This is a genomic window from Dyella silvae, assembly GCF_026421305.1.
GTDB lineage: Bacteria > Pseudomonadota > Gammaproteobacteria > Xanthomonadales > Rhodanobacteraceae > Dyella > Dyella silvae.
Map to the genome: position 1 here is coordinate 349,339 of NZ_JAPJBQ010000003.1, position 22,812 is coordinate 372,150.

A 22,812-nucleotide genomic window follows, 5' to 3' on the forward strand; every position below is an offset into this window, starting at 1 on the left:
GATCAGAGCATCCCCAGGCAATGACCCAGGATTACAAGAACACCATCAACCTGCCGCAGACGGAATTTCCGATGCGCGGCGATCTGCCCAAGCGCGAGCCCAAGTGGCTGGCCGACTGGGAGCAGGTTGGCCGCTATGCGCAGATCCAGCAGCGCGCCGAGGGCCGCGACAAGGTGTTCGTGTTGCACGATGGTCCGCCGTACGCCAACGGCGCCATCCATCTTGGCCATGCGGTGAACAAGGTGCTGAAGGACGTGGTGGTGAAGTCGCGCCTGCTGGCCGGCTACCGCGCGCCGTACGTGCCGGGTTGGGACTGCCACGGTCTGCCGATCGAAATCGCGGTGGAAAAGAAATTCGGCAAGGCGGGCGACAAGCTCGACACCGCCGCGTTCCGCCAGAAGTGCCGCGAGTACGCGCAGCAGCAGATCGACCTGCAGCGCACCGACTTCAAGCGCCTGGGCGTGCTTGGCGATTGGGAACATCCGTATCGCACCATGGACTTCAAGTACGAAGCCGACATGGTGCGCGCGCTGGCCAAGATCGTGGAGAAGGGCCACGTCGTACGCGGCGCCAAGCCGGTGTACTGGTGCTTCGACTGTGGCTCTGCACTGGCTGAAGCCGAGATCGAATACGCCGACAAGGCCTCGCCGGCCGTCGACGTTGCCTACGACGCGGTGGATGCGAAGGCACTGGCGCAGAAGTTCGGCGTCGACGCGGGTGATGCCATCGTCGCCATCCCGATCTGGACCACCACGCCGTGGACACTGCCGGAAAGCCTGGCCGTATCGCTAGGTGGCGAACTCGAATACGCCTTGATCGAAGCCAAGCCGCGTGACGGTCATCGTGTGCTGCTCGTCATCGCCAGTGCGCTGGTGGAAAAGGTTGCGCATCGCTATGGCCTGGAAGAGCCCAAAGTGCTCGGCCACGTGGCAGGACAGGCGCTGGAAGGCACGCTGCTGAAGCATCCGTTCTACGCCCGTGAAGTGCCGGTGCTGATCGGTGAGCATGTGTCCGCCGAAGACGGTACCGGCGCCGTGCACACGTCGCCCGACCACGGCGTGGAAGACTTCGTGGTGTCGCGCAAGTACGGCATCGAAACGCTCAACTACACCGAAGCGCGTGGCACTTATCGTGCCGACACGCCTGCCGCACTCGACGGCACCGTCATCGCAGGCAAGCACCTTTGGAAGGCCAACGACGAAATCGTCGAGCTGCTGCGTCGCCGCGGCGTGCTGCTGGCCTTTGCCAAAATCGAGCACAGCTATCCGCATTGCTGGCGCCACAAGACGCCGGTGATCTTCCGCACCACGCCGCAGTGGTTCATCAGCATGGAGAAGGAAGGCCTGCGCACCACCGCGCTTGACGCGATCAAGCACGTACGCTGGGTGCCGGGCTGGGGTGAAGAGCGCATCGCCGGCATGGTCGGCGACCGTCCCGACTGGTGCATCTCGCGCCAGCGCACCTGGGGCGTGCCCATCGCGCTGTTCATCCATAAGGCGACGCAGGAGCCGCATCCGGACAGCGTCGCGTTGCTGGAGCAGGTGGCCAAGCGCATCGAACAAGGCGGCATCGACGCGTGGTACGCGCTGGATGCGGCCGAGCTGCTGGGCGATCAGGCCAAGGACTATGAAAAGGTCCTCGACGTACTCGATGTGTGGTTCGACTCTGGCGTCAGCCATTTCGCCGTGGTCGGCCAGCGCCCCGAGCTGCAGCAGGGCAAGGCGAGCAGCTACAAGGTGATGTACCTGGAAGGCTCGGATCAGCATCGTGGCTGGTTCCAGTCCTCGCTGCTGACCTCGTCGGCGATGTTCGATCGCGCGCCGTATCAGGACGTGCTCACCCACGGTTTCACCGTGGATGCGCAGGGCCGCAAGATGTCCAAGTCGCTGGGCAACGGCATCGAGCCGCAGGACATCATGAAGACACTGGGTGCGGACATCCTGCGCCTGTGGATCTGCTCAACCGACTACCGCAACGAAATGTCGTTGTCGGACGAGATCCTCAAGCGCGTGTCCGACACCTACCGTCGTATCCGCAACACGGCGCGCTTCCTGCTCGGCAACCTCGACGGCTTCGACCCCGCCAAGCACCTGGTGCCGGTGGAACAGAGTCTGTTGCTCGATCAGTGGGCTGTGCAGCAGGCCTACGACGTGCAGCAGGCTGTGGCGGCTGCCTACGACCGCTATGACTTCCCCGAGATCGTGCAGCGCGTGCAGAACTTCTGCACCAACGAGCTGGGCGCGTTGTATCTCGACATCACCAAAGATCGTCTCTACACGATGCCGACCGAAAGCCACGGTCGCCGCAGTGCGCAGAGTGCGATGTACCGCATTGCCGAAGCGCTGGTGCGCTGGCTTGCGCCGGTGTTGACGTTCACTGCCGAAGAGATCTGGCAGCACTTGCCGGGCGAGCGCAGCGAAAGCGTGCTGTTCGAAACCTGGTACGACGGTCTTGCTGCGACGCAGGGCTCGCCCGAGCAGCGCCGCTATTGGTCCGATCTGTTGGCCATCCGTGACACCGCTTCGCGCGTGCTCGAAGGCATGCGCAAGGGCGAGCAAATTGGCGCGTCGCTGGAGGCCAAGCTGGCGGTTCACGCTGATGCGTCCATCGTTGCCCGTTATCAGGCGACGGCGTCGGAGCTGCGCTTCTTCTTCATCACCTCGGACGTGCGCCTGGATCTGGCCGGTGGCCAGCCGGCGGATGCCGTGCTGACCGAACTGGAAGGCGCCGATGTGTGGGTGTCGGCCACGGTGAGCGACGCGACGAAGTGCGTGCGTTGCTGGCATCGCCGCGACGACGTCGGTACGCATGCGAACCATCCGGAGCTGTGCGATCGCTGCATCAGCAATGTGGATGGTCCGGGCGAGGATCGTCGCTGGTTCTAAAGCACAACACTTCTTCCTCTCCCCTCCGGGGAGAGGACCGAGGTGAGGGGTGGGTGCTCGCAGTAGAGCTTCAAAAGAGCCTGCTCACCCCATTTCAACCTTGCCGCAAGATTGGCCCCTCACCCCAACCCTCTCCCCGGAGGGGAGAGGGAGTTAACTCGCACACTGATCTCTTCATGAAACCCAAACCCAACGCCCTTTCCTGGCTGCTGCTCTCCATCGCCGTCATCGTGCTCGACCAGCTGAGCAAGTGGTGGGCGCTCGCGGCGTTGCAGCCAGCGGGCATGCCGCACGCGGTGATCCCGGGCTTCCTCAACTGGACGTTGGCCTTCAACAAGGGCGCAGCTTTTAGTTTCCTCGCTGACAACACGGGCTGGCAGCGCTGGTTCTTCGTCGTGCTGGCCGTCGTGATAAGCGCCGTGCTGATGGTGTGGCTTTCGCGCACGCATCGCCGGGATTGGAAAACGGCCATGCCGCTGGGTCTGATCGTCGGTGGCGCGTTGGGTAACCTGATCGATCGCCTGCATGCGGCCCAGGTCACCGACTTCATCCAGGTCTATTACCAGGAGTGGAGCTACCCCGTGTTCAATCTCGCCGACTGCGGGATTACCGTGGGCGCGGTCATGCTGGTGGTTTTTGGCATGTTTCAGGGCCAGGCGAAGTCCTGAACCTGTCCTCACGTACGGCTGAACAGGCCGTGCGATAATACGGACCTGTCAGCCCCCGATAGGTCCGAAGCTTCCGTGGATATTCTGCTCGCCAACCCCCGTGGCTTCTGCGCTGGTGTGGATCGCGCCATCGCCATCGTTGAGCGTGCGCTTGAGTCGTACGGTGCGCCGATCTACGTGCGTCACGAAGTGGTGCACAACCGCTATGTGGTCGACAAGCTGCGTGCCGATGGCGCGGTGTTCGTGGAAGAACTGCACGAAGTGCCCGATGGCGCCACGGTGATTTTCAGTGCTCACGGCGTTTCCAAGGCGGTGCGCGAGGAAGCCGACCAGCGCGGCCTCAAGGTGTTCGACGCGACGTGCCCGCTGGTCACCAAGGTGCATATGGAAGTGGCGCGATTGGGGCGAGTGGGTCGCAGCGTCGTGCTCATCGGCCATGCCGGCCATCCCGAAGTGGAAGGCACCATGGGCCAGTGGAACCCTGCCAACACGGGCGAAATTCTGTTGGTCGAAGACGTTGCTAACGTCGCCAGGCTCGAGCCGAAATTCCCGCACGAGCTGTCATACGTCACCCAGACCACGCTGTCGGTGGACGACACCAAGGCGATCATCGAAGCGCTGCGCGCCAAGTTCACCGACATCGAAGGCCCCCGCAAGGACGACATCTGCTACGCCACGCAGAACCGTCAGGATGCCGTGCGCCGCCTCGCCAGCTCCGTGGATTTGATGCTGGTGGTCGGCTCGGTCAATAGCTCCAATTCCAACCGCCTGCGCGAGCTGGCGGAGAAAGAGGGTGTGCGCTCCTACCTTATCGACGGCGCCGAGCACATCGAACGCAGCTGGCTGGATGGCGTCACCCGCATCGGGCTTACCGCGGGCGCTTCGGCGCCTGAAAAGCTCGTGCGCGACGTGATTGCACGCCTGCAGTCGTGGGGTGCTGGCGGCGTGCGTGAACTGGACGGCGAGCCGGAGACCATTACCTTTGCGCTGCCCAAGGAACTACGCATCGCTGGCGGTACGTCGGCGTCGTTCTGAGCCTTCCCATCTTGCGCGGTGTTCCCGGGCTCCGTAGAATTGGCGGTTCCTCGCCGGAATAGCTCAGTTGGTAGAGCGGCGCATTCGTAATGCGTAGGTCGTAGGTTCGATTCCTATTTCCGGCACCAGCACGAATTGTCTCGATGCATCAATGATTTAGTGGTGATGTCGCGGCTAGTCTCACGAAAGGCCTCCAGGGAAACCTGGAGGCCTTTTTCTTTTTGGCGGCCGGGTGTCGCCCATTGCCGATTGCTCAGTGGAAGGGTTATCGCGCGCCAGCGCCTGCAGCGGGCGCCGGCCTGGCGTTGTCAGTGCTTTCGTCGGCCAATGGGCGCACGTAGGCCACGAGCGACACCAGCGTCTTGCCCGGCTCCTCCACCATGACTTCATGCGCCGAATTTTCAAACCAGACCAGTCGCTTCGATGGCGCCTGCAGGTTGCCGTACCAGGCTTCGCCAAGGCTGGATGAGACGTTGTGATCGTGCCGTCCGAGAAAGAGAAATACCGGACAATCCAGATGCCGCACATCACTGAAGTCCACGGTGAGCGCGGTGCTGAGCAACTTCTCGATCGAGTACTGGCTGGCAGTATCGATCGCCTTCAGATCGCTGTCGGTGTAAGCGGGGGAGAGCGACATGGCTGCGCTTTCCGCATCGCCGCCGGTTCGTTGATAAACCATGCCGCCAAATTGATCGAGCCACTTTCGCTGGATCATCACATGGGCAAGCGACTCCGGTGCGGCTCCCGTGGCATAGGGGGCAATCGACTGAAGCTCTCTGATGGCCTGCGCATTGCCGGCCTTGCGCGCCTCGTCCATGGCAAACGTCCAGCCCTGACGTTCACTCTCAGGCATGTTGGTCATCTGGCCAATGCCGATATACGCATAGAGCCAGTCGCCGTGCCGCCGAGCGATCTCCATGCCCAGGTACGATCCCCAGGAGTGGCCGAGCAAGAAGATCTTCTTTTGCCCCAACTCCTTTCTTAGCCAGGTCACCATCTCTTCGGTGTCGGCAACCATGCGTTCCGGCGTCATGGTGGGAGCGACAGCCGCCGGATCGTTTGCAGCGTACGTGCTGCCAGCGCCACGCTGATCCCACTGCACAACGGTGAAGTACTCCTCCCAGCCGCGCTGGAAGTACCAGCTCGTGGGCATGGATACCCATCCCGGACCGCCGTGCAACATCAAAAGCACCGGGTTGCGCCGATCGTTGCCGCGAATGCTGACCCACTGATCGATGCCGCCGATGCGCACCTTCTCGTGCCTGTCGATGCCGTTGGGCGCAACGATGCGTTGCATGTCGGCGATGATCTTTACCGCCTCCGACCGATCGCGGGGAGGAGAGGGCGCTTCGGCACGAACGTCAGGTAGGCCGATGCAAACGGCAAATGCGGCAACCAACGAGAGCAAAGCACGACGCATGAATACGATTCCTTTCTGCTTATGAGTGGATCGCTGATCCCTACAGCAAGGAGCGCGCCACTGCCCGCAAAGGTGCGAACCTGCGCTGCCAGGCCATCCACGCGTTCGGCGAGATGGCGGCTGCATGTCCGTGGACAGTTCGCGGACGTCCGTCGGGCGGTGGGAGGCAGTGGCCCCGTTGATGGCAGTACGTGCTCTTTCGCAGCGAGCAGAAGAGCGTGTTTCGGGTCGGACCCGGCCGTAATGAACGCGTAAATTATTGCGATGACATGTTCAAAAAGTCAGTCATATGCAAGCTACATCCACCTGACGCGTTAGTTATTGCGCCAAACGCGCGCAAATTGGCAGTGAGTCGGCAAGAAATTACCGCTTAACGGCAAAATCCTACCGCTCGTCGTCGTAAGACTTTGCGTAAGACTCACGTCAGGTAACAGTCGCGCCCCAGGAAACAACTAGGGGGATGGGGCGATGCGGATGGTGTCTGCGTTGCGACGCAACGCGTGGATCAGCGGCAGGTATGGCAGGGGGCGCGGCTTCACCCTCGTCGAGCTGATGATCACGCTGGCTGTCGCGGTCGTCCTCGTGACTATCGCGGTTCCCAGCTTTCGCAAAATGACCCTGACCAACCGCCTCAGCACGGCGGCGGACGAAGTCGTCGTTGCGCTCCGTACGGCCCGCATGGAGGCGATCAAGCGCAATAGCAGTGTGCTGTTCTGCAGTGACTCCGCTTCCGACAACACAACGGAAACCACGCTTGGCGCTACGTGCGGCACGTCGGCCGGGGCGCTGGTTGGCCTGACCACCCAGACAGATGGTAAGCGCGTTGCCGAAAAACTACGCGACGGGCTGCCCGGTATCACTGGCCCTGTGCAGCTCAAGGGCAACATCAAGGCGCTGCGATTCAACGCCCAGGGGCTCGCCTATGCACTGGGCGCCGCGGCGCCCTACGCCGACACCGTGGTGGACATCTGCACCGATGCGCTTGGCACGGACAACCACCGCGTTGTTCGCATGACCGCCGGATCCACGCTCGACATCACCACCAAAACGGAGACGTGCTCGTGATGATGGCTTTGCTCCGTGTGATGAAACGCCCACAGGCCGGCAGCCGCTCGCGCGCATGGCACGTACGCCGCAGCAGCGGTCATGCCCAGGCGGGCGTAGGCATGATCGAAGTGCTGGTGGCGGTGCTGATCATCGCCATTGCCTTCCTTGGCATCGCAGCATTGCAGGCCATGTCGCTGTCGACCAACAACAGCGCCATGGCGCGAAGCATGGCGACGATGGCCAGCTACTCCATCTTGGATGCGATGCGGGCCGATCTGGGCAACGCCCGTGGCGGTGCCTACAACACCAGCAAAGTCATCACCGCAGACAAGTGCCCTGATGGCACCGGCAGCATGGCGGCCGATCAGCTCAATCAGTGGTGCAAACAGCTGGGCGACAACCTGGGGCAGGTTGCCACCACCACCGGTGCCATCACTTGCTCCACGAGCGGTGATTGCACCGTCACCATCGAATTCAATGACATTCGCAAGGGCGCGGGTGGCACCACGCTGCAGACTGTCAAGACCAGGGCCATCCTATGAACAAGTGTCAGTCGCATGGCCGGCAAAACTTGCGCTGGCTTGTTCGCGTGAGCCGGACATCCGGTTTTACGCTGGTCGAGTTGATGGTGGCGATGCTGCTCGGCCTGGTGGTGATTGCAGGCGTCGGCAGTCTGTTTCTTTCCAACCAACAGGTGTACCGCACCAACAAGGCGTTGAGCGATGTGCAGGACAGCGCGCGCATTGCCTTTGAAATGATGGCTCGTGATGTCCGCGCAGCCGGACTCAGTGGTTGCGAGAACAGCGGCCGCGTGGCGAACGTCGTCAAAGGCGGCAACTGGTGGACGGATTGGAACAACGCCGTGAAAGGCTATGGCGCAGGGCAAACCGACCCTGTGGCTGGCGCGAACCGGTTGGCCGGCACCGACTCCCTCATGCTCCTCGGCGCTCAACCCAGCGGCCTGAGCGTAAAGGCCAATGCCGAGCCCACGGGTAGCTTCACGCTCAACGAGTCGGCCACCAGTCTGCAGACGGGCGACATCATCCTGGTCTGCGACCCGGATCATGCCACGCTGGTGCAGGTGTCCGGCGTCAGCGGCACCACGCTCACGCATGACACCAGCGGCGCGCCCGGCAACTGCACCAAAGATCTGAACTATCCCACCGTGTGCAGCAGCACCAGCAGCTACGTGTTCGTGCCGAATTCGCAGATTGCCAAGTTGAACGCCTCGCACTGGTATGTGGGTAAAACCGCCAACGGCAGTTCGCTGTATCGCGCTTCGCTCACTACCGGTGCTAGCGGCGCTGCCACCGTAGTCGCCTCGGAGCTGGTGAGAGACGTCACGGGCCTCAGCTTGTCTTATCACCAGTCGGGTAATGCGGGCTTCGCTGCCGCGAGCGACATCACTGACTGGAACAAGGTCGATGCTTTGCGCGCCACGCTGACCATCATCAGCACCGACCGTCGCGCGGGTACAAGCGCCAAGCCAGTGACTCGCAGCTTTACCACCACCACCACCATACGTAACAGGGTGCGCTGACATGCTGACCCGCCGACATCGCGCAAATTCACATCGCTCCGCCACGTCATCCGGACAGAAAGGCATTGCCCTGGTGGTTGCCCTGATCCTGCTGGTGGTGATCACCCTGGTTGGTTTTGCCGCCGTACGCGGCACGCTGATGCAGCAGAAAATGGCGGCCAATCTTCACGACCGTCAGCTGGCGTTTCAGAACGCCGAAGCGGCCCTGCGCGCCGCCGCACTGCGCATTGAGAAAAATCCGGACGAGATCGCACGCAATTGCCAGGCCGGCGGTGTGATGTGCCAGTCCAATCCTTTCAACGATCCCAATCTGGATGGCACCAAGATCATCACGGTGTCATCAGGCACGGACGATGGCCAGTACACCGCCAGCGCGCTGGCCACAGGGCAGCCGCAGTACGTGATCGAGAACATGGGCAACTGGCAGGACCCCAACTCCAGCACGGGTTACGACCAAAGCGCCAATGCGCATAACTACGGCGCGCAGGGCCTTTCCACGTCCGTGGTGTTCTATCGCATTACCGCGCGCAGCGGCAAACCGGAAGCTGCGGGATCCCGCGCCGTCGTCACACTGCAAGCCATGATCAAGCAGGGCTGATCATCCACCTTCAGGCAGAGCGGCTGCGTTTTGCGGCCGCTTCATTCGAGAGCAACTTCGACATGAATAACGCATTGCTTCAACGAAGCAGGGTCGCTGGCGTCATGAGCCGGCTGCTGTGCATGAGCCTGGTGGTCTTTGCCACGGGTATGGCCAGTACGCCAGCCGGGGCGGCCAGTGTGGGTGTCGATCAGTCGCCGCTGACCATTCAGCGCTCCTTGCCGCCGAACATTGTGCTGATGCTCGACGACTCCGGCTCGATGGCATGGAACTACATGCCCGACTGGACCTATCTTAACAACACCACGAATAACGACGCGCTGATCAACGCCAACAACAACGGTGTTTACTACAACCCGGCGATCACCTATCTGCCGCCTCCCACGGCGGACGGCAAGGGCACGTATCTTGCGCCAACGGGGCTGACCAGCACCTGGGCCGATGGTTTTGCGGCGACCAAGGCCACGGTGGATCTGACTAACTACACCGGTAGCTACGAGACCGACAACCGCATCTTTTTTTCGCCGACGACGTCAAAGACGACATCGAACGTCAGAAACAGTTCGGCCTGCGATACCTTGAAGTCCAATGACAGTAAGGCCATCGCTAACAGCTACGACGCCCAGACGAAAATCTGCACGCTGATCTACCGCTCAAGCACCAATGCCTTCCAGTATTCGACAGGGCCAGCGGCAGGGCCTTATGTCGTGCGGTTCGTGGCGGACACAAGCTGCACCGGTATTTCCAACTGTGTCGTGGCATCCGATGTCAGTGGCACGGCGGCCCCGAAAGGCGTTGCAGCCGGCACGAACATCGCCAACTGGTTTGCCTTCTATCACACCCGCATTCTGATGGCTAAGTCAGGCCTGATGAACGCCTTCTCTGGCGTCAACGCAAACTATCGTGTTGGATTCGGCTCGATTGACGGCGGCGGCAGCGGTAACTCCAACTACCTGAATCTGCCCGGGGGCAAGACCGCTTCCCCCACCACCTTGTACTCGTATACCGACGGCTATAACGGTGGCAAGAACTATATCGCCATGGTGCAGCCTTTCGGCGACGGAACCAGTACGACAGATCAGAAGAACGCATTCTGGACCTGGGTGGCCAACGCCAAGGCCTCGGGTGGTACGCCCTTGCGTCAGGCATTGGATGCGGTAGGCACGTACTACCAGCAGGATCAGCCGTGGAAGACCATGTCGACGGACCCTGATCCCACCGTGACGACAGAGCTCGCCTGTCGACAGTCCTACACCATCCTCACCACCGACGGTTTTTGGAACGACAGCACCACCGGCGCGGGCGACGTGGACAGCATTGCCGGCACCAAGATCACCGGCCCCAATGGCAAGAATTACACCTATCAGCCGGTTGCGCCGTACAAGGATGGCGTGAAGGACACGCTGGCCGACTACGCCATGAAGTACTGGGCGAAGGATCTGCGCCCGAATACCGACAACCTCGTGCCATCCAGCGATGAGGATCCGGCGTTCTGGCAGCACATGACCACCTTCACACTTGGTCTCGGTTTCACGCCGACGGGCATCGCGCCGACGGGCACCACCATCGACAAGATCTTCAAGTGGGCCAATGGCGGCGACGCCATCACGGGTTTCAGCTGGCCCACGCCTTCATCTAACAACATCAACAACATCGCAGACCTGGCGCACGCCGCGGTCAACGGTCACGGTGGCTTCTATTCCGCAACCTCTCCCGAAGCCTTTACCAGCGGCCTTCGCGACGCGTTGAAGCGCGCCACGGCGCGTGTGGGTACCGGCGCCAGCCTTGCGGCCAATTCCACGCAGCTGCAAACCGGCACGGTGGCGTATCAGGCCAACTACTACACGGCCAAGTGGAAGGGCGACCTGAAAGCGCTTGCGATCAATTCCACCACGGGCGCCATTGCAACGTCGCCGACGTGGACGGCGGCCGCCATGATGCCGGCGGCGGCCAAGCGAAACATCTATACCTACAATCCTGATACCACGAGCTATGTCGCCTTTGCGACGGATAGCAGCGGTAGCATGCCGTCGTTGGGCAGCGCGCAGCTGAAGGCATTGGGCAGCGACACGGCCAGTCAGGTAGTGATGCTCAACTACCTGCGCGGCGACAAGTCAAATGAGCAGGTCAACAACGGGAAGCTTCGTAGTCGCGATACGCCGCTGGGCGATATCGTGAATTCTCAGCCGGTGTATGTGGGGGCGCCGTTGCCCAATCAGTTCAACCGGCAGCAATTCACCGGTTCGACCGAATTTCCCCAGTTTGCGAACGATAACGTCAAGCGTACGGGGCTCATTTATGTAGCCTCGAACGACGGCATGCTGCATGCCTTCAATGCCAGCACCGGCGTCGAAACCTTTGCGTACCTTCCGGGTGCGGTCATCACGAGCAACATCAAGGACCTGTCCAGTACCGACTACGGCTCCGATGCACTCGCGCATCAGTTCTTCAACGATGGCGAGCTGGCGGTCGCTGATGTCTATATGTCGGGTGTCTGGAAAACCGTGCTGGTAGGAGCCACCGGCCGTGGCCTGGCCAAAGCGGTTTATGCACTGGACATCACCGACCCGGCCAACATCAAGTTTCTGTGGGAGCGATCGGCCGGCGATGGCCTGACCAATAGCACCTACATCGGCCAGATGACGGGCAAGCCGGTGATTGCACAAACGGCCGACAAGACCTGGTCGGTATTGATGGGCAATGGTTACAACAGTTCAGCGGGTGCACCGGCCCTTCTGCAGTTTTCCATGGCTGACGGCGCACTCGATGTACACAAGACCACCGGAACCACCGGGCTTGCTGCGCCGGCCGTGTGGATCGACCCCGCGGGCAAGGGTGTGAGCTCGATCGCCTATGCGGGCGATGCGGAAGGCAATGTGTGGTCTTTCGTCATCAACACGGGCAGCGACTCGACAACGGCCACCCCGGCGAGCGATGGTGTCCTGCTGTACGTCGCAAAAGATGCCAAGGGCAACCTGCAGCCCATCACCGGCGGCATGCTTGCCGGGCGTGACTCCATGTCGAATGTGTGGCTGTTCTTCGGCACCGGCAAGTATCTGGCAACCCCCGATCTGAAGGACAAGAGCACCCAGAGCTGGTACGGGCTTATCGTCAAGGCAACCGGTACGGACTACCCCGCCATTGACGCCAGCATGGACCGCAAGTCGCTGGCGCAGCGCGCGATCACCTCGGAAGTGGCCGGTTCCAACAGCACGCTGGCCGCACGCAGCATTACCGGTTCGTCGTCGGCGAGTAGCATGACCAAAAAGTCGGGCTGGTATATCGACCTGACGTCGCCACTCAATGGCGCGGAAGGCGAGCGAGTGGTTACGCCCAATCAGTTCCAGGGCAACATGCTGCTGGTCACCACGCGCATTCCCAAGGCGACGGACGTCTGCAATCCGTCCGGTGGCGGCTGGATCATGGCGGTCAACCCGTTCACCGGCACCAGCCCTTCGTCGAGCTTCTTCGACACCAATGGCGACGGCAAGATCGACGCCTCCGATAACGCCGGCGACCAACCAGCGGCAGGTGTGGGCTTCGGCTCGCTGCCCAATAACCCGATCTTCGTGGGCGGCAGCATGCTGGTGAGCTTTGACAACGGTAGTACCAGCAGCATCCAGACGTCCGGCTCGAAGGGTGGTTTCAACCGCGTTTCCTGGCGCGAAGTGATTGACCTGTGAGGCGGCCACCCATGACTACTCATCAGCAGAAAACCAAAGTGATGATGCGCGGTATGAATCAGGCGTTGGCGCGCAATGTTGCGCACACGAGGCGCAGCGTGGGCTTCACGCTGATCGAGATGATGATCGTGGTGGCTATCGTCGCCATCCTCGCGGCCATCGCCGTACCGTCGTACACCTCTTACATCACCAAAACCAAGCGCGTGGCGGCGCAAGGCTGCCTGTCGCAAATTGCCGGTTACATGGAACGCTACTACACCACCAACCTGCGCTATGACCAGGACGCAAGCAAGGTAGCTAATCCGTATCCGATGCCCGACTGCGCCGGTGCTGCGCAAACCGGTGACAGCTACGACTACCCCGCACCCGCGGGTGCGGCGTTGACCGCCACGGCCTATACCATTACCGCAGTGCCCAAAGGCGCTCAGCAAAAACGCGATACGAAGTGCGGCACGCTCTCGCTGGATCAGACGGGTCAGCGGAGTGCAGCCACTCAGGGTTGCTGGTGAGGCGATTTAGTACGGTGTTGATGCTCGTGATGACCGCGGGTGTGCGAGGCCATCTCGGCAACGCGTGACACGTCTGCTTTTTCCCCGTCATTCCGGCCTGCGCCGGAATGACGGGTCAGGACGCTACTCTGCAACCGCCATCTTTTGCGCCCGATCCAGCGCATGCAGCAGTCCCGATTGACGGCGGCTCTGGTTGCCCACGCAGTAAGTGACGGTGTCGGGTAGCGCGAGCAGCGTAAACCAGCGCTTCGCACGCGTAATACCTGTGTAAAGCAGTTCACGGGTCAACACCGGCCCTGATTCGCCCGGCAGCACCAACGCAGCGTGCTCGAATTCCGAGCCCTGCGATTTATGCACGGTCATGGCGTACACCGTTTCCCGCTCGCCCAGACGGGCGGGGTGCACGAAACGGATACGAGGCGTGGCATCGCCAGCCTGGCCAGCTACCTCGAACGCCACGCGCAGTTGCAGCGCACCTGTGTCATCAGGCACGCGCAACGCGATACCCACGTCGCCATTCATCAGGCCCAGACCGTAGTCGTTGCGGGTCACCATCACGGGCCGGCCTTCGTACCATTCGCGGCTGGCATCGATCAGCCCTGCCAGATGCAGGATGCCGGCGATCTGCCGGTTGAGCCCTTCGGCGCCGAACGGGCCTTGCCGCAGAGCGCACAGGAGCTGGAAGCTGCCAAAGGCATGCAATACACCTTGCGCCCAGGTCTCGAATGCTGGCGCACCTTCGCGTGCATGCGGCCGTTGCTCGCGCAACCCTTCGAGATAATGGCGATAACCCTGGGGCTGCGAACCATCGGCATGGGCGGCGAAGCGGCTTGCGCCGCCATGCAACACCAAGTCGGTCAGGCTGCTGGCATCGGCAGTCTTGTTGGCCCATGCAATATCGGTGTGTGAGCCGCCCAGCCATTGCAGGGCTTTAACCGCATCGCCCTCATTGACCTGTTGTGCGAGCTGGCCAATGCCGCTGTCCACGCCGAAGCGGTGACTGTGGCGCAGCATGGCAACGTGCTGGTCCAGCGGCGTCGTGTCGGACTGTGTCCAGGCATCGACGCGATCGCCCGTGGTGTCGAGTAACCATTGCGCGGTCTCGCCACTGTAGTGACCCGCGTCAGCACGGTGGCAAAGATCGCCCAGTACCGCGCCGGCCTCCACGGATGAAAGCTGGTCCTTGTCGCCGAGCAAAATCAGCCGTGCATCATCGGGCAGGGCGGCGAGCACGGCAGACATCATCTCCAGGTCGATCATCGACGCTTCGTCGATGACAAGCACATCGAGATGCAGTGGATGACTGCTGTCATGACGGAAGCGGCGCGAGTCAGGGCGCGCGCCCAGCAGCCGGTGCAATGTATCCACCTTGCTGGGGATGGTGGCCCGTACTGCATCGTCCACATCAAGCTGCGCAATCTGCGTGCTGATCGACGCCTGCAGGCGCGCGGCCGCCTTGCCGGTAGGCGCCGCGAGGCGAATCCGCAGCGCGCGCGCCTGTTCCTTCCACTGCAACGTTTGCAGCAACCCCAGCAAACGTACGACGGTGGTGGTCTTGCCGGTACCGGGGCCGCCGGTAATCACGGTGAACGCGCCGCGTGCCGCCAGCGCAGACGCTACGCGCTGCCAATCGGGGCCGCTCGTGTTCGCTGATGGAAAGAGCCGTGCAAGCTGCTCCGGCAGATGGGCAGGCGCCGTGTGGGAAGTCGCCAGCCGCGTGCTGATGGCCTGCGCGACACGCTGCTCGTGATTCCAGTAGCGGCGCAGATACAAACGGCTGCCATCCAGCACCAGTGGCGAGCTCGTGCGTTGGCGATCTTCAGCGGCAGCAATAAGCGTTGAGCGGGTCAGCCCCGCCATGTCGGCCGTTGCCGCGTGCAGCAACGTGCGCCAGCTGGCAGGCCATGCGGCTTCCTCGGCCAGCGGCTCCCACATCGCCAGATCCAGACACAAATGGCCATCGGCTTGCTGGCGGCTGGTGAGTGCGCCAAGCAGCGGCAGCATGGTGGCGGCGCTTGCATCTTCGGCCGCGAGAAAGTGGGCGAATGCCACATCCAACGGGCGCAGCAGGTCGCGTTCGACGGCTTGATGCAGAGGGGCAAGTCGTTGATCAGGCTGCATGGGCGCTAACCTCTCCGGCAAACAGGCGATCAAGTGCCTCAATCAAGGCCAGCGGCAGGCGCTCGCCATGCACGCCATGGCCCATGTCATCCACGCCGCGCAAATAGAGATAGGCCACGCCACCCATGTGCCGCTCATAGTGGTAGCCAGGCAGGCGTGCACGCAGCTGGCGGTGCAGGGCCAGCGTGTAAAGGGCGTATTGAAGGTCGTAGCGCTCGCGCAGCACCGAATCGCGCATGGCCGCCGGGGTATAGGCGCTCGCGTCGCGGCCGAGCTTGTTGGACTTGTAGTCGATCACGTAATAGCGGCCTTGATATTCGGCCACCAGATCGACAAAGCCCTTGAGCAGGCCGTTGATACGATCCGCCTGCAGCGGCAGGCGCGGCTGCGCGTCGAGGGTGTGTGCGGTGACCAGTCGATCCAGCGCCAGCGTGTCGACGTGTTGGGCCTCGAACCAGAACTCCAGTTCGGCGTAGTAACTGCCGAAGCTCGCCAGGCTGGCCGATGCGCCATCGGGCAGCGACAGCGGTGTACGCAGCAGCTCGGGTATCCATGACGTCAACAACGCCGCCTGCGATTGCCAGCCGCGCCGCTGGCAGCGTTTGGCAATCTCCTTTTCAAGGCTGCCGGCATCGGCCACGACGTGACTGAAGCCATCGTCGGCCGCCCATTCCAGCAAGTCGTGAAGGAAGGTGCCGGCTTCGGCGCCGGCGTGAAAAGCATGAATGCCTTGTGCGACGGCCTGCGTAACATCCACGGTTACGGGCTGCTCGGCGCTCAATTCAATGCGCGTGTCCTGGGTGGCCGTTTCCGGCGCAGGCAAGGGGGCTTCCTCAACTTCGTTGTATTTCAGTGAACTGTAGCTGGCGACGCGCCAGTACTCGACGGGCGCACCTTCATACACGCGCGCTTCCCCTAACGAAGAGACATCGCTCTGTGTCGCCTTGATCGGGCGCGTTTCCGGCAACGACAGCGTGAGTATGCCGAGCTCTGGATGGTCGCCGCGCAGCTGCTTCAGGCGCGGCAGTAATTCCTCCGGCGAGATCATAGTGCCGCCGGAAAGAACATAGCCGAAAGCGGACTTGTGCAGGGCAGATGCCTTGCTGTTGCCGACGCGATAGCAGGCGATGCCCAGCCAGCACGCGTATTGCGCACGGGTGAGGGCGACATACAGCAGGCGCAGATCTTCCTGCAGGCGTTCCCGTTCGGCCTGTACCCATGCGGCGGTATCGGCACGCAAGTCGGTTCTGGGCTCGCCGTGTTCGTCGTGCCAGGTGAAATTGTCGTCGGGTTTCAGCTCGCGCGCCGAACACACGAAGGGCAGCAGCACTAGCGGATATTCGAGGCCCTTGGACTTGTGAATCGTGACCACCTTGATGAGTGCGGCCTCGCTTTCCAGGCGCACGATCTGCTCGTCCTGCGTGTCTGCCTGCGGATCGGTGGCGGTCGCCATTTGCGCGGCCAGATAGCGAATCAGCGCGTGCTCGCCATCGAGCGTTGCGGCCGCGTGCTGCAACAACTCGGCAAGATGCAGCAGATTGGTGAGCGCGCGCTCGCCGTCGAGGCGGGCAAGCAGGCGGGCGGGAAGATCGAAGGCATGCAGCAGATCGTGCAGCATGGCCAGTACGCCATGACGCTGCCAGGTGGCGTGCAACTGGTGGAAGCGCGCGTCGCAGCTTTCCCAATAGTGTTCGTCGAGATTGAGGCGATCGAGTTCCGCATCGCTCAGACCAAGCGTCGGGGTGGCCAGCGCCGCGCGCATCGCGCGATCCGAACCAGGGTCGGCGCAAGCCCTCAGCCAACGCAACAGGTCGGCCGCTTCGGCGGATGCATAGACGGAGTCGCGATCGGAGAGATACACGCTCTTCAGTCCGCGCCGCTGCATTTCCTCGCGGACCCGGGCCGCCTCGCTGCCCTTGCGTACCAGAATGGCGATGTCGCCGGGCTTGAGCGGCCGGAGCTGACCATCTTCGCCAAGAAACCCGCACCGTCCCTCCTGCGCTGCCGTGAGCAGGTCCACGATATAGGCGGCGGCGTGCCTGGCCATGAGGGCCATGTACGCCGAACTGCTGATCGCCTCGGAATCGTCTTCCACCGCCAATTGCATGGCAGGCAACGGCTGCCCGTCGAGCACCAGCCGATCACCACGGCCCCGTGCGTCGACCGCATGGAAGGGCAGTGCATGGCGACCCTTGCCAAACGCAAACGCGCCATCCTCATGGGTGTCGGCGTGTTCAAACACGCGATTGACCGCACTCACCAACGCCTGCGTGGAGCGGTAGTTGGTGCCCAGCGTCCACATCGGCTGCTGCGCGGTGCCGCGCGCTTTCAGATAGGTGTGGATGTCCGCACCGCGGAAGCCGTAGATGGCCTGCTTGGGATCACCAATCAACAGCAGGCCGTTGGCCGCACGCTCTGCATAGACGCGCCGGAAGATGCGCCATTGCAACGGGTCGGTGTCCTGAAACTCGTCGATCAGCGCCATGGGGTACTGCGTGGCGATGGTGTCGGCCAACCGCTTGCCGGTCATGCCGTGCAGCGCGCTGTCCAGCCGCTTCAGCATGTCGTCGAAGCCCAGTTGCGCGCGCCGTTGCTTGATGTCGTCAAGCCGGGTCGAAACCCAGGTCAGGGCATGGGCGAGCACCGGCGCCTGCAGGGGAGTAAGCGTTGCTTGCGCTGTCACGCACGCTTCTATCGCCTCGAACGCGGCATGGCTGAGCGGCGCCGCCGTCTTGTTCTTGGCGGCAACCAGCGCCGATTGCGTGTAGCGAGGCAGCGTGTCCGCCGCATCGGACTGACCGTGCGCCCACTGCCGCAGCAGGTCCAGTTCGGCGATGACCTTGTCCCGCCGCATCTTGTTGCCGTTGAGGGCGCCGTTCTTCAGCGCCTCGGCGAACATCGCTTCGATCTGCTCGATGTCGCCAAGCCAGCGTTGCCGCGCTTCGTTCTCGGCGGCTTGTGCGGCATCGATCTTCCGGCCGAAGTCGTCGAGCACGCGGCCCGGATCTGGCAAAGGCTTGCCGCCAAGCAGCAGGCTCTCGCGCGGCTGGCGCAGCAGCGGACGCAGCGCGTGCTGCAGTTCGGCAGGCGTCTTCCACCACTGCGAGATGAGTGCAGCGCCGGCGCGGTCCAGTGGAAAGAAGTAACTGCGCCAGTAGTCGCGTACCGTCTCCGCCAGCAATTCACTTTCGTCGACGTCGGTGTCCTGTGCGAAAGCATGGCCGCTGTCGAACGCATGTTGGCTCAGCATGCGTTGGCACCATGCGTGGATGGTATGGATGGCTGCCTCGTCCATCCATTGCGCCGCCAGCTCCAGCTGGCGTGCCGCGCGTGCCCGTGCGTCATCGTCGGGATAGACGGCCATCAGCTCGCGCAGGAAATCGTCGGGTTCGCGACGCTGGCGGAACACATCGGCCGCTTCGCTCAATCGCTCGCGAATGCGTTCGCGCAGCTCAGCGGTGGCCGCCTTGGTAAAGGTGAGCACCAGGATCTGTGCAGGCAGCAGCGGCGCATCGCCGTGCGTGCCGTGACCGAGCACCAGTCGCAGATATAGCGCGGCGATGGTCCAGGTCTTACCCGTACCGGCGCTGGCTTCGATCAACTGGACGCCATGCAGGGGCAGCGCCAGTGGTTTGAGTGGGGCGCTGGCGCTCACGCGTTTTCTCCCGGCGAAACCGCATCCATCAATGGGCGATAGAGCGCCAGCCACGACAGGAAGCCGCCGGCTCGCATGGCGGCGAAATCCGGCCAGGCACGGGCGAGGCAGGCATCCTCCCTGACTTCACCGACACCACCGAAATCGCTGCCTTCGTAAGTCAGCTGTGCGGCCTTGATGGCCTTGTCTTCATCGTCCGCCTGCTGCAGCCATGCAAAGGCGGTCTTGCGGGCCAACGGCAGTGGCGCGCGCATGCCGTTCTGCATGGCATCGAGCAGCGCGTCGAGCAGCGCTGTGGCGTCCGTCTGAGTCAACGGGGACAGGGTGAGGTGCGCATCCTGGCCGATGATGCGCGTACGCAGGCGTAGCCCGCAGGCATGCGCCAGCACATGAATGACCCAGGCGCCGATCAGCTTGTCGTAGCGAATGCTGGTTTTCTGCAGCAGCTTGCCCGGCACCAGTTCGAGCCGCGTGTAGGGCGTATCGTCACCCCCGCGCAGGTCGGTGAGCCAGTCCTCCACCGTTATGCCGTGCGCTGAGTACTGCAGCTCGATCTTGTCGGCGGTGGCGGGCCAACGCTCGCAGGCTTCCAGCCAACGCGCAGAGAGTTCACGACCCTCACGGGCCAGCACGTCGCGCGCCAACTCGCCGAAGCCACCGGGCGGCAAGCTGCCTTGTACGGTGAGCTGATTTGTGGCGGCATCCACCGCTTCATGGGCGTCACCCGCCATGACGGCAGCACGCAGAATGGTCGCGGTAGCGAGATGACGTTCGAGTGCATTCAGTCCAAACGGCTCGTCGTCGAGCGCTTCCTCGTCCAGTTCGCCGAAATGCACTTTCAGGCGGTGGTTGAAGAAATAACGCACAGGCCGGCCAAGGAAACTCTGCAACTGTCCGATGCTGATTGGGGCGTCAGGCACCCATGGCGCCAATGGCGCATTGGGTGCCAGATCCGGCAAGCGATGCGCCTGCCGCCATTCGCTCGCATAGGTGAACAGCTGGGGATCCGCGTCCGGGCTGAAGTAGCGGCGACTGAAAGGCTGCAGCGGATGCACCGTGGTCAGCGCCGCAAGCAGATGCTTGCCTGCATCGATGCCCGCCGCGTCGTCACCGTCGCGATACCAGCCGGTGCTCACATAGTCGCGCAACTGTCCCACCAGCACGGATGGTGGCAACGCCGTGTTGTCGCGCACATTGCGGCCCACCCAGCTGATATGCAGCGTGTCGCGGGCAGAAACGAGTGCCTCCAGAAACAGGTAACGATCGTCCTCGCGGCGCGAACGATCGCCGGGGCGAGCGTGGCCGGGTTGCGCCATCAGGTCGAAGTCGGCCGGTGCTTGTCGCCGCGGATAATCGCCGTCGTTCATGCCGAGCAGGCACACCACGCGAAACGGGATGGCGCGCATCGGCATCAGCGTACAGAAGCTCACCGCGCCGCCAAGGAATCGCTGCGAAAGCCGGCTCTCGTCGATCGCCTTGAGCCAATGCTCGCGCACGATGCCCAGCGGCAAGGGCAGACTGAAACCGGCTTCGCCACACGCTTCCTGCCGTTGATCCAACGCGTCGCCAAGGCGGGTCAGGCGGTCGCTGTCACCCGGGTCGGTGGTGTCGAAAAAGTCGGCAAGCAGTTGCAGCAGGCGTTCGTGCCATTGATCTGGCGCGGCGGGCTCGCGAAGCAGTTGCCAATAGCGTTCCAGTTCGTCGAGCAGCCGGGTGAGCGGGCCCACCAGTGAGGCATCAAGCCCACCTACTTCATCGAAGGGGGCGATGCCCTGCCAGGTTTCGCCATCACCCACGGCGTAACCCAGCAGCATGCGGCGCAGTCCGAAGCGCCAGCTGTTCTGCTCGAGGCCGGGGAGCTCCAGGCTGCGCTTCTGTTCGCCGTCCAACCCCCAGCGAATACCGGCGCCTTCGATCCAGCGGCGCAGGACGGGCAGGCCAGATTCAGGGATGCCAAATCGCTCCCGTAAGGCGGGCACATCGAGCAGGTCCAGCAGGTCGCTGACCGCAAAACGCGACTCCGGCAACGACAGCAAATGCTCCAGCGCCACCATCAGCGGCACGGCGCCACGCGCCGGTTGATCGGTCACCGAGTAGGGCAGATGGCGTGGATGATCCGGCGGCAGACGGCCGAACACCGCCTGGATGTGCGGTGCATAGGTCTGGATATCCGGCACCATCACAATCACATCGCGCGGTGACAGTGGCTGGCCCTGCTTGTCCGCTTCCTCGAACATCGCCAGCAGCCGGTCGTGCAAAATCTCCACTTCGCGTTGCGGGTTGTGCGCCATGTGGAAGCGCAGCGAGCCGTCGCCGTCATGCCAAACCTTGCGTTGCGAGGGTTCGGCCGGCAGCGGTTCGAGATCGAGTACGGCTTGCTGGATCTGCTGCAGCAGGCTGTTGCCGCCAGTGTCGGCAAACAGGTCGATGCTGCGGTTCCACGCCGCGAAGTGCTGGCGATAACTATCGGGCTTGTCGAAGGCATCGAGCAGGCGAATGTAGTCGCGGCCCTGTCGTCCCCACGCAGCCAACAGCGGATTGGCGTGCAGATGGAGCTCTTCGTAGCGTGGCTCGGCGGGCAAGCCGGGCTTGCCGGCATGACGGCGCTGGGCAGCCTTGAACAGCTCACGATCCTCGATGATGTCAGCCCAGTAATGGCGGCACGGGTTGGCCACCAGCAGCATCACCTGGCTGAAGCGCGCCAACGCCGTCAGCGCCTCCAGGGTTTGCTGCGGCAACGAGGACATACCAAACACCACAAGGCGCCGCGGCAGCGCGGCGGGCCGCACCGTCATGTGGGCAATGCGGTCGAGAAAGGCCTGATGCACCGCGGCGCGATGGTTATGGCGCTCAGCGCCCACATCATCGAGCAGCAACTGCCAAAGCCGCGCCTGCCAACGCTGATCCGCAGCAAGCGGTGTGTGCTTGCCGCGCAATTCGTCGCGCAACTGGTAGTGGCCCTGTTCCCAGTCGGCCAGCCAGTCGGCGCGATAGACCTGGTACTGGTCGAACAGATCGGCCACGCGCTCAGCGAGCTGAAAGCGCTTGCGCTCGTCGGGGTCGTCCCGGAGAAAGTCGCGCAGCGGCGCGAAGTCGGGCTCGTGCAGATGGGCTGGCAGCAGACGCAGCAGGCGCCAGCAAAGGCGCGACTTGTCGAACGGCGAGGTGGTCGGCACCGCCTCGCGCCCCAGCACGCCACGGTAGGCCGACCACAGGAAACGACCCGGCAGCTGCACGTCGATGGCGGCGCTGATACCCAGGCCGCCATCGGCCGTGGGTCGCGCCAGCGCCCATTTCAGCCACTGCGCAATGCCGTTGCTCTGCACCAGCATCAGTTCGTCTTCCAGCGGACGCAGCGGTGCGCGCGCCAGCCACGCGGTCAGCAGGTCGCGCAGGTCTTCCATGCGATTGCCATGGATCACCATGAGACCCGGGGTGATGGGGGCCTCCAGGGGCAGGTCCAGGCTGTGGCTCACGGCAGGCAAGGGGCGATGTCGCTCATGAGGGGCATTTTCGCCGAGCGGGAGAGAGATGTCCCGCATCTTCGGCCCGCCATGTCGCAAATCCTGGGAATCGGAGGGCAGTCGTTGCGCCGGGAGGGTGTTTGTTGCGTCGCGCAAGACCGGATGCCCATACTGTGCCCGGCATGGA

General features: G+C 62.9%; 13 protein-coding genes and 1 tRNA gene. 10 read left to right on the forward strand and 4 right to left on the reverse strand.

What is annotated here, in order from left to right; translation table 11 throughout:
• Positions 1-20 precede the first annotated feature (20 nt).
• From ileS to OQE56_RS10140, 4 genes are all read left to right on the forward strand, one after another.
• On the forward strand, positions 21-2,885 hold the full coding sequence (ileS, locus tag OQE56_RS10125; protein WP_267224009.1) for an isoleucine--tRNA ligase: 2,865 nt from the start codon (positions 21-23) through the stop codon (positions 2,883-2,885).
• 176 nt (positions 2,886-3,061) lie between these two features.
• A complete protein-coding gene (lspA, locus tag OQE56_RS10130; RefSeq protein WP_267224010.1) occupies positions 3,062-3,553 on the forward strand; it encodes a signal peptidase II in 492 nt (163 codons plus the stop codon).
• A 75-nt stretch (positions 3,554-3,628) separates the two neighbouring features.
• Complete coding sequence (ispH, locus tag OQE56_RS10135) at positions 3,629-4,588, forward strand: 4-hydroxy-3-methylbut-2-enyl diphosphate reductase (protein ID WP_267224012.1); 960 nt, start codon at positions 3,629-3,631, stop codon at positions 4,586-4,588.
• Between the two features lie 52 nt (positions 4,589-4,640).
• A tRNA-Thr gene (locus OQE56_RS10140) sits at positions 4,641-4,716 on the forward strand.
• A gap of 137 nt (positions 4,717-4,853) precedes the next feature.
• On the opposite strand, the gene OQE56_RS10145 is transcribed toward OQE56_RS10140, so the two are convergent.
• Entirely contained in the window at positions 4,854-6,008 is a 1,155-nt protein-coding gene (locus OQE56_RS10145) for an alpha/beta fold hydrolase (RefSeq protein ID WP_267224014.1), read from the reverse strand.
• Between the two features lie 468 nt (positions 6,009-6,476).
• Here OQE56_RS10145 and OQE56_RS10150 point away from each other — a divergent pair, with 468 nt between their 5' ends.
• The 6 genes from OQE56_RS10150 (at position 6,477) to OQE56_RS10175 (ending at position 13,385) form a co-directional block, all read left to right on the forward strand.
• A complete protein-coding gene (locus OQE56_RS10150) occupies positions 6,477-7,073 on the forward strand; it encodes a pilus assembly FimT family protein (RefSeq protein ID WP_267224016.1) in 597 nt (198 codons plus the stop codon).
• Positions 7,073-7,597: a type IV pilus modification protein PilV gene (pilV, locus tag OQE56_RS10155; protein ID WP_267224018.1), complete on the forward strand. Its 525-nt coding sequence runs from the start codon at positions 7,073-7,075 to the stop codon at positions 7,595-7,597. Before OQE56_RS10150 ends, pilV begins: the two co-directional genes overlap by 1 nt.
• Before the next feature lie 47 nt (positions 7,598-7,644).
• Positions 7,645-8,595, forward strand: coding sequence for a PilW family protein (locus OQE56_RS10160; protein WP_267224020.1), 951 nt, complete (start codon positions 7,645-7,647; stop codon positions 8,593-8,595).
• A 1-nt stretch (position 8,596) separates the two neighbouring features.
• The gene (locus OQE56_RS10165) at positions 8,597-9,193 is read left to right on the forward strand and encodes a pilus assembly PilX family protein (protein WP_267224022.1); all 597 of its coding nucleotides are present in this window, start codon (positions 8,597-8,599) and stop codon (positions 9,191-9,193) included.
• 62 nt (positions 9,194-9,255) lie between these two features.
• Positions 9,256-12,876 carry a pilus assembly protein gene (locus OQE56_RS10170; protein WP_267224024.1) on the forward strand — a complete coding sequence of 1,207 codons (3,621 nt, stop codon included), beginning with the start codon at positions 9,256-9,258 and terminating at the stop codon, positions 12,874-12,876.
• A gap of 11 nt (positions 12,877-12,887) precedes the next feature.
• A complete protein-coding gene (locus OQE56_RS10175) occupies positions 12,888-13,385 on the forward strand; it encodes a type IV pilin protein (RefSeq protein WP_323748574.1) in 498 nt (165 codons plus the stop codon).
• Positions 13,386-13,508: 123 nt separating this feature from the next.
• On the opposite strand, the gene recD is transcribed toward OQE56_RS10175, so the two are convergent.
• From recD to recC, 3 genes are read right to left on the reverse strand one after another with little or no spacing between them, the layout of a single operon-like run.
• The gene (gene recD / locus OQE56_RS10180) at positions 13,509-15,506 is read right to left on the reverse strand and encodes an exodeoxyribonuclease V subunit alpha (protein ID WP_267224026.1); all 1,998 of its coding nucleotides are present in this window, start codon (positions 15,504-15,506) and stop codon (positions 13,509-13,511) included.
• Positions 15,496-19,161, reverse strand: coding sequence for an exodeoxyribonuclease V subunit beta (recB, locus tag OQE56_RS10185; RefSeq protein ID WP_267224027.1), 3,666 nt, complete (start codon positions 19,159-19,161; stop codon positions 15,496-15,498). Before recB ends, recD begins: the two co-directional genes overlap by 11 nt.
• Positions 19,158-22,637 carry an exodeoxyribonuclease V subunit gamma gene (gene recC / locus OQE56_RS10190; RefSeq protein WP_267224028.1) on the reverse strand — a complete coding sequence of 1,160 codons (3,480 nt, stop codon included), beginning with the start codon at positions 22,635-22,637 and terminating at the stop codon, positions 19,158-19,160. The genes recB and recC overlap by 4 nt, the downstream gene beginning before the upstream one ends.
• Positions 22,638-22,812: the final 175 nt, after the last annotated feature.

Coding starts and splice junctions, on each gene's coding strand:
- ileS (WP_267224009.1), top strand. CDS start 21: ATGACCCAGGATTACAAGAACACCATCAACCTGCCGCAGACGGAATTT.
- lspA (WP_267224010.1), top strand. CDS start 3,062: ATGAAACCCAAACCCAACGCCCTTTCCTGGCTGCTGCTCTCCATCGCC.
- OQE56_RS10145 (WP_267224014.1), bottom strand. CDS start 6,008: ATGCGTCGTGCTTTGCTCTCGTTGGTTGCCGCATTTGCCGTTTGCATC.
- OQE56_RS10150 (WP_267224016.1), top strand. CDS start 6,477: ATGCGGATGGTGTCTGCGTTGCGACGCAACGCGTGGATCAGCGGCAGG.
- pilV (WP_267224018.1), top strand. CDS start 7,073: ATGATGGCTTTGCTCCGTGTGATGAAACGCCCACAGGCCGGCAGCCGC.
- OQE56_RS10165 (WP_267224022.1), top strand. CDS start 8,597: ATGCTGACCCGCCGACATCGCGCAAATTCACATCGCTCCGCCACGTCA.
- OQE56_RS10170 (WP_267224024.1), top strand. CDS start 9,256: ATGAATAACGCATTGCTTCAACGAAGCAGGGTCGCTGGCGTCATGAGC.
- OQE56_RS10175 (WP_323748574.1), top strand. CDS start 12,888: ATGACTACTCATCAGCAGAAAACCAAAGTGATGATGCGCGGTATGAAT.
- recD (WP_267224026.1), bottom strand. CDS start 15,506: ATGCAGCCTGATCAACGACTTGCCCCTCTGCATCAAGCCGTCGAACGC.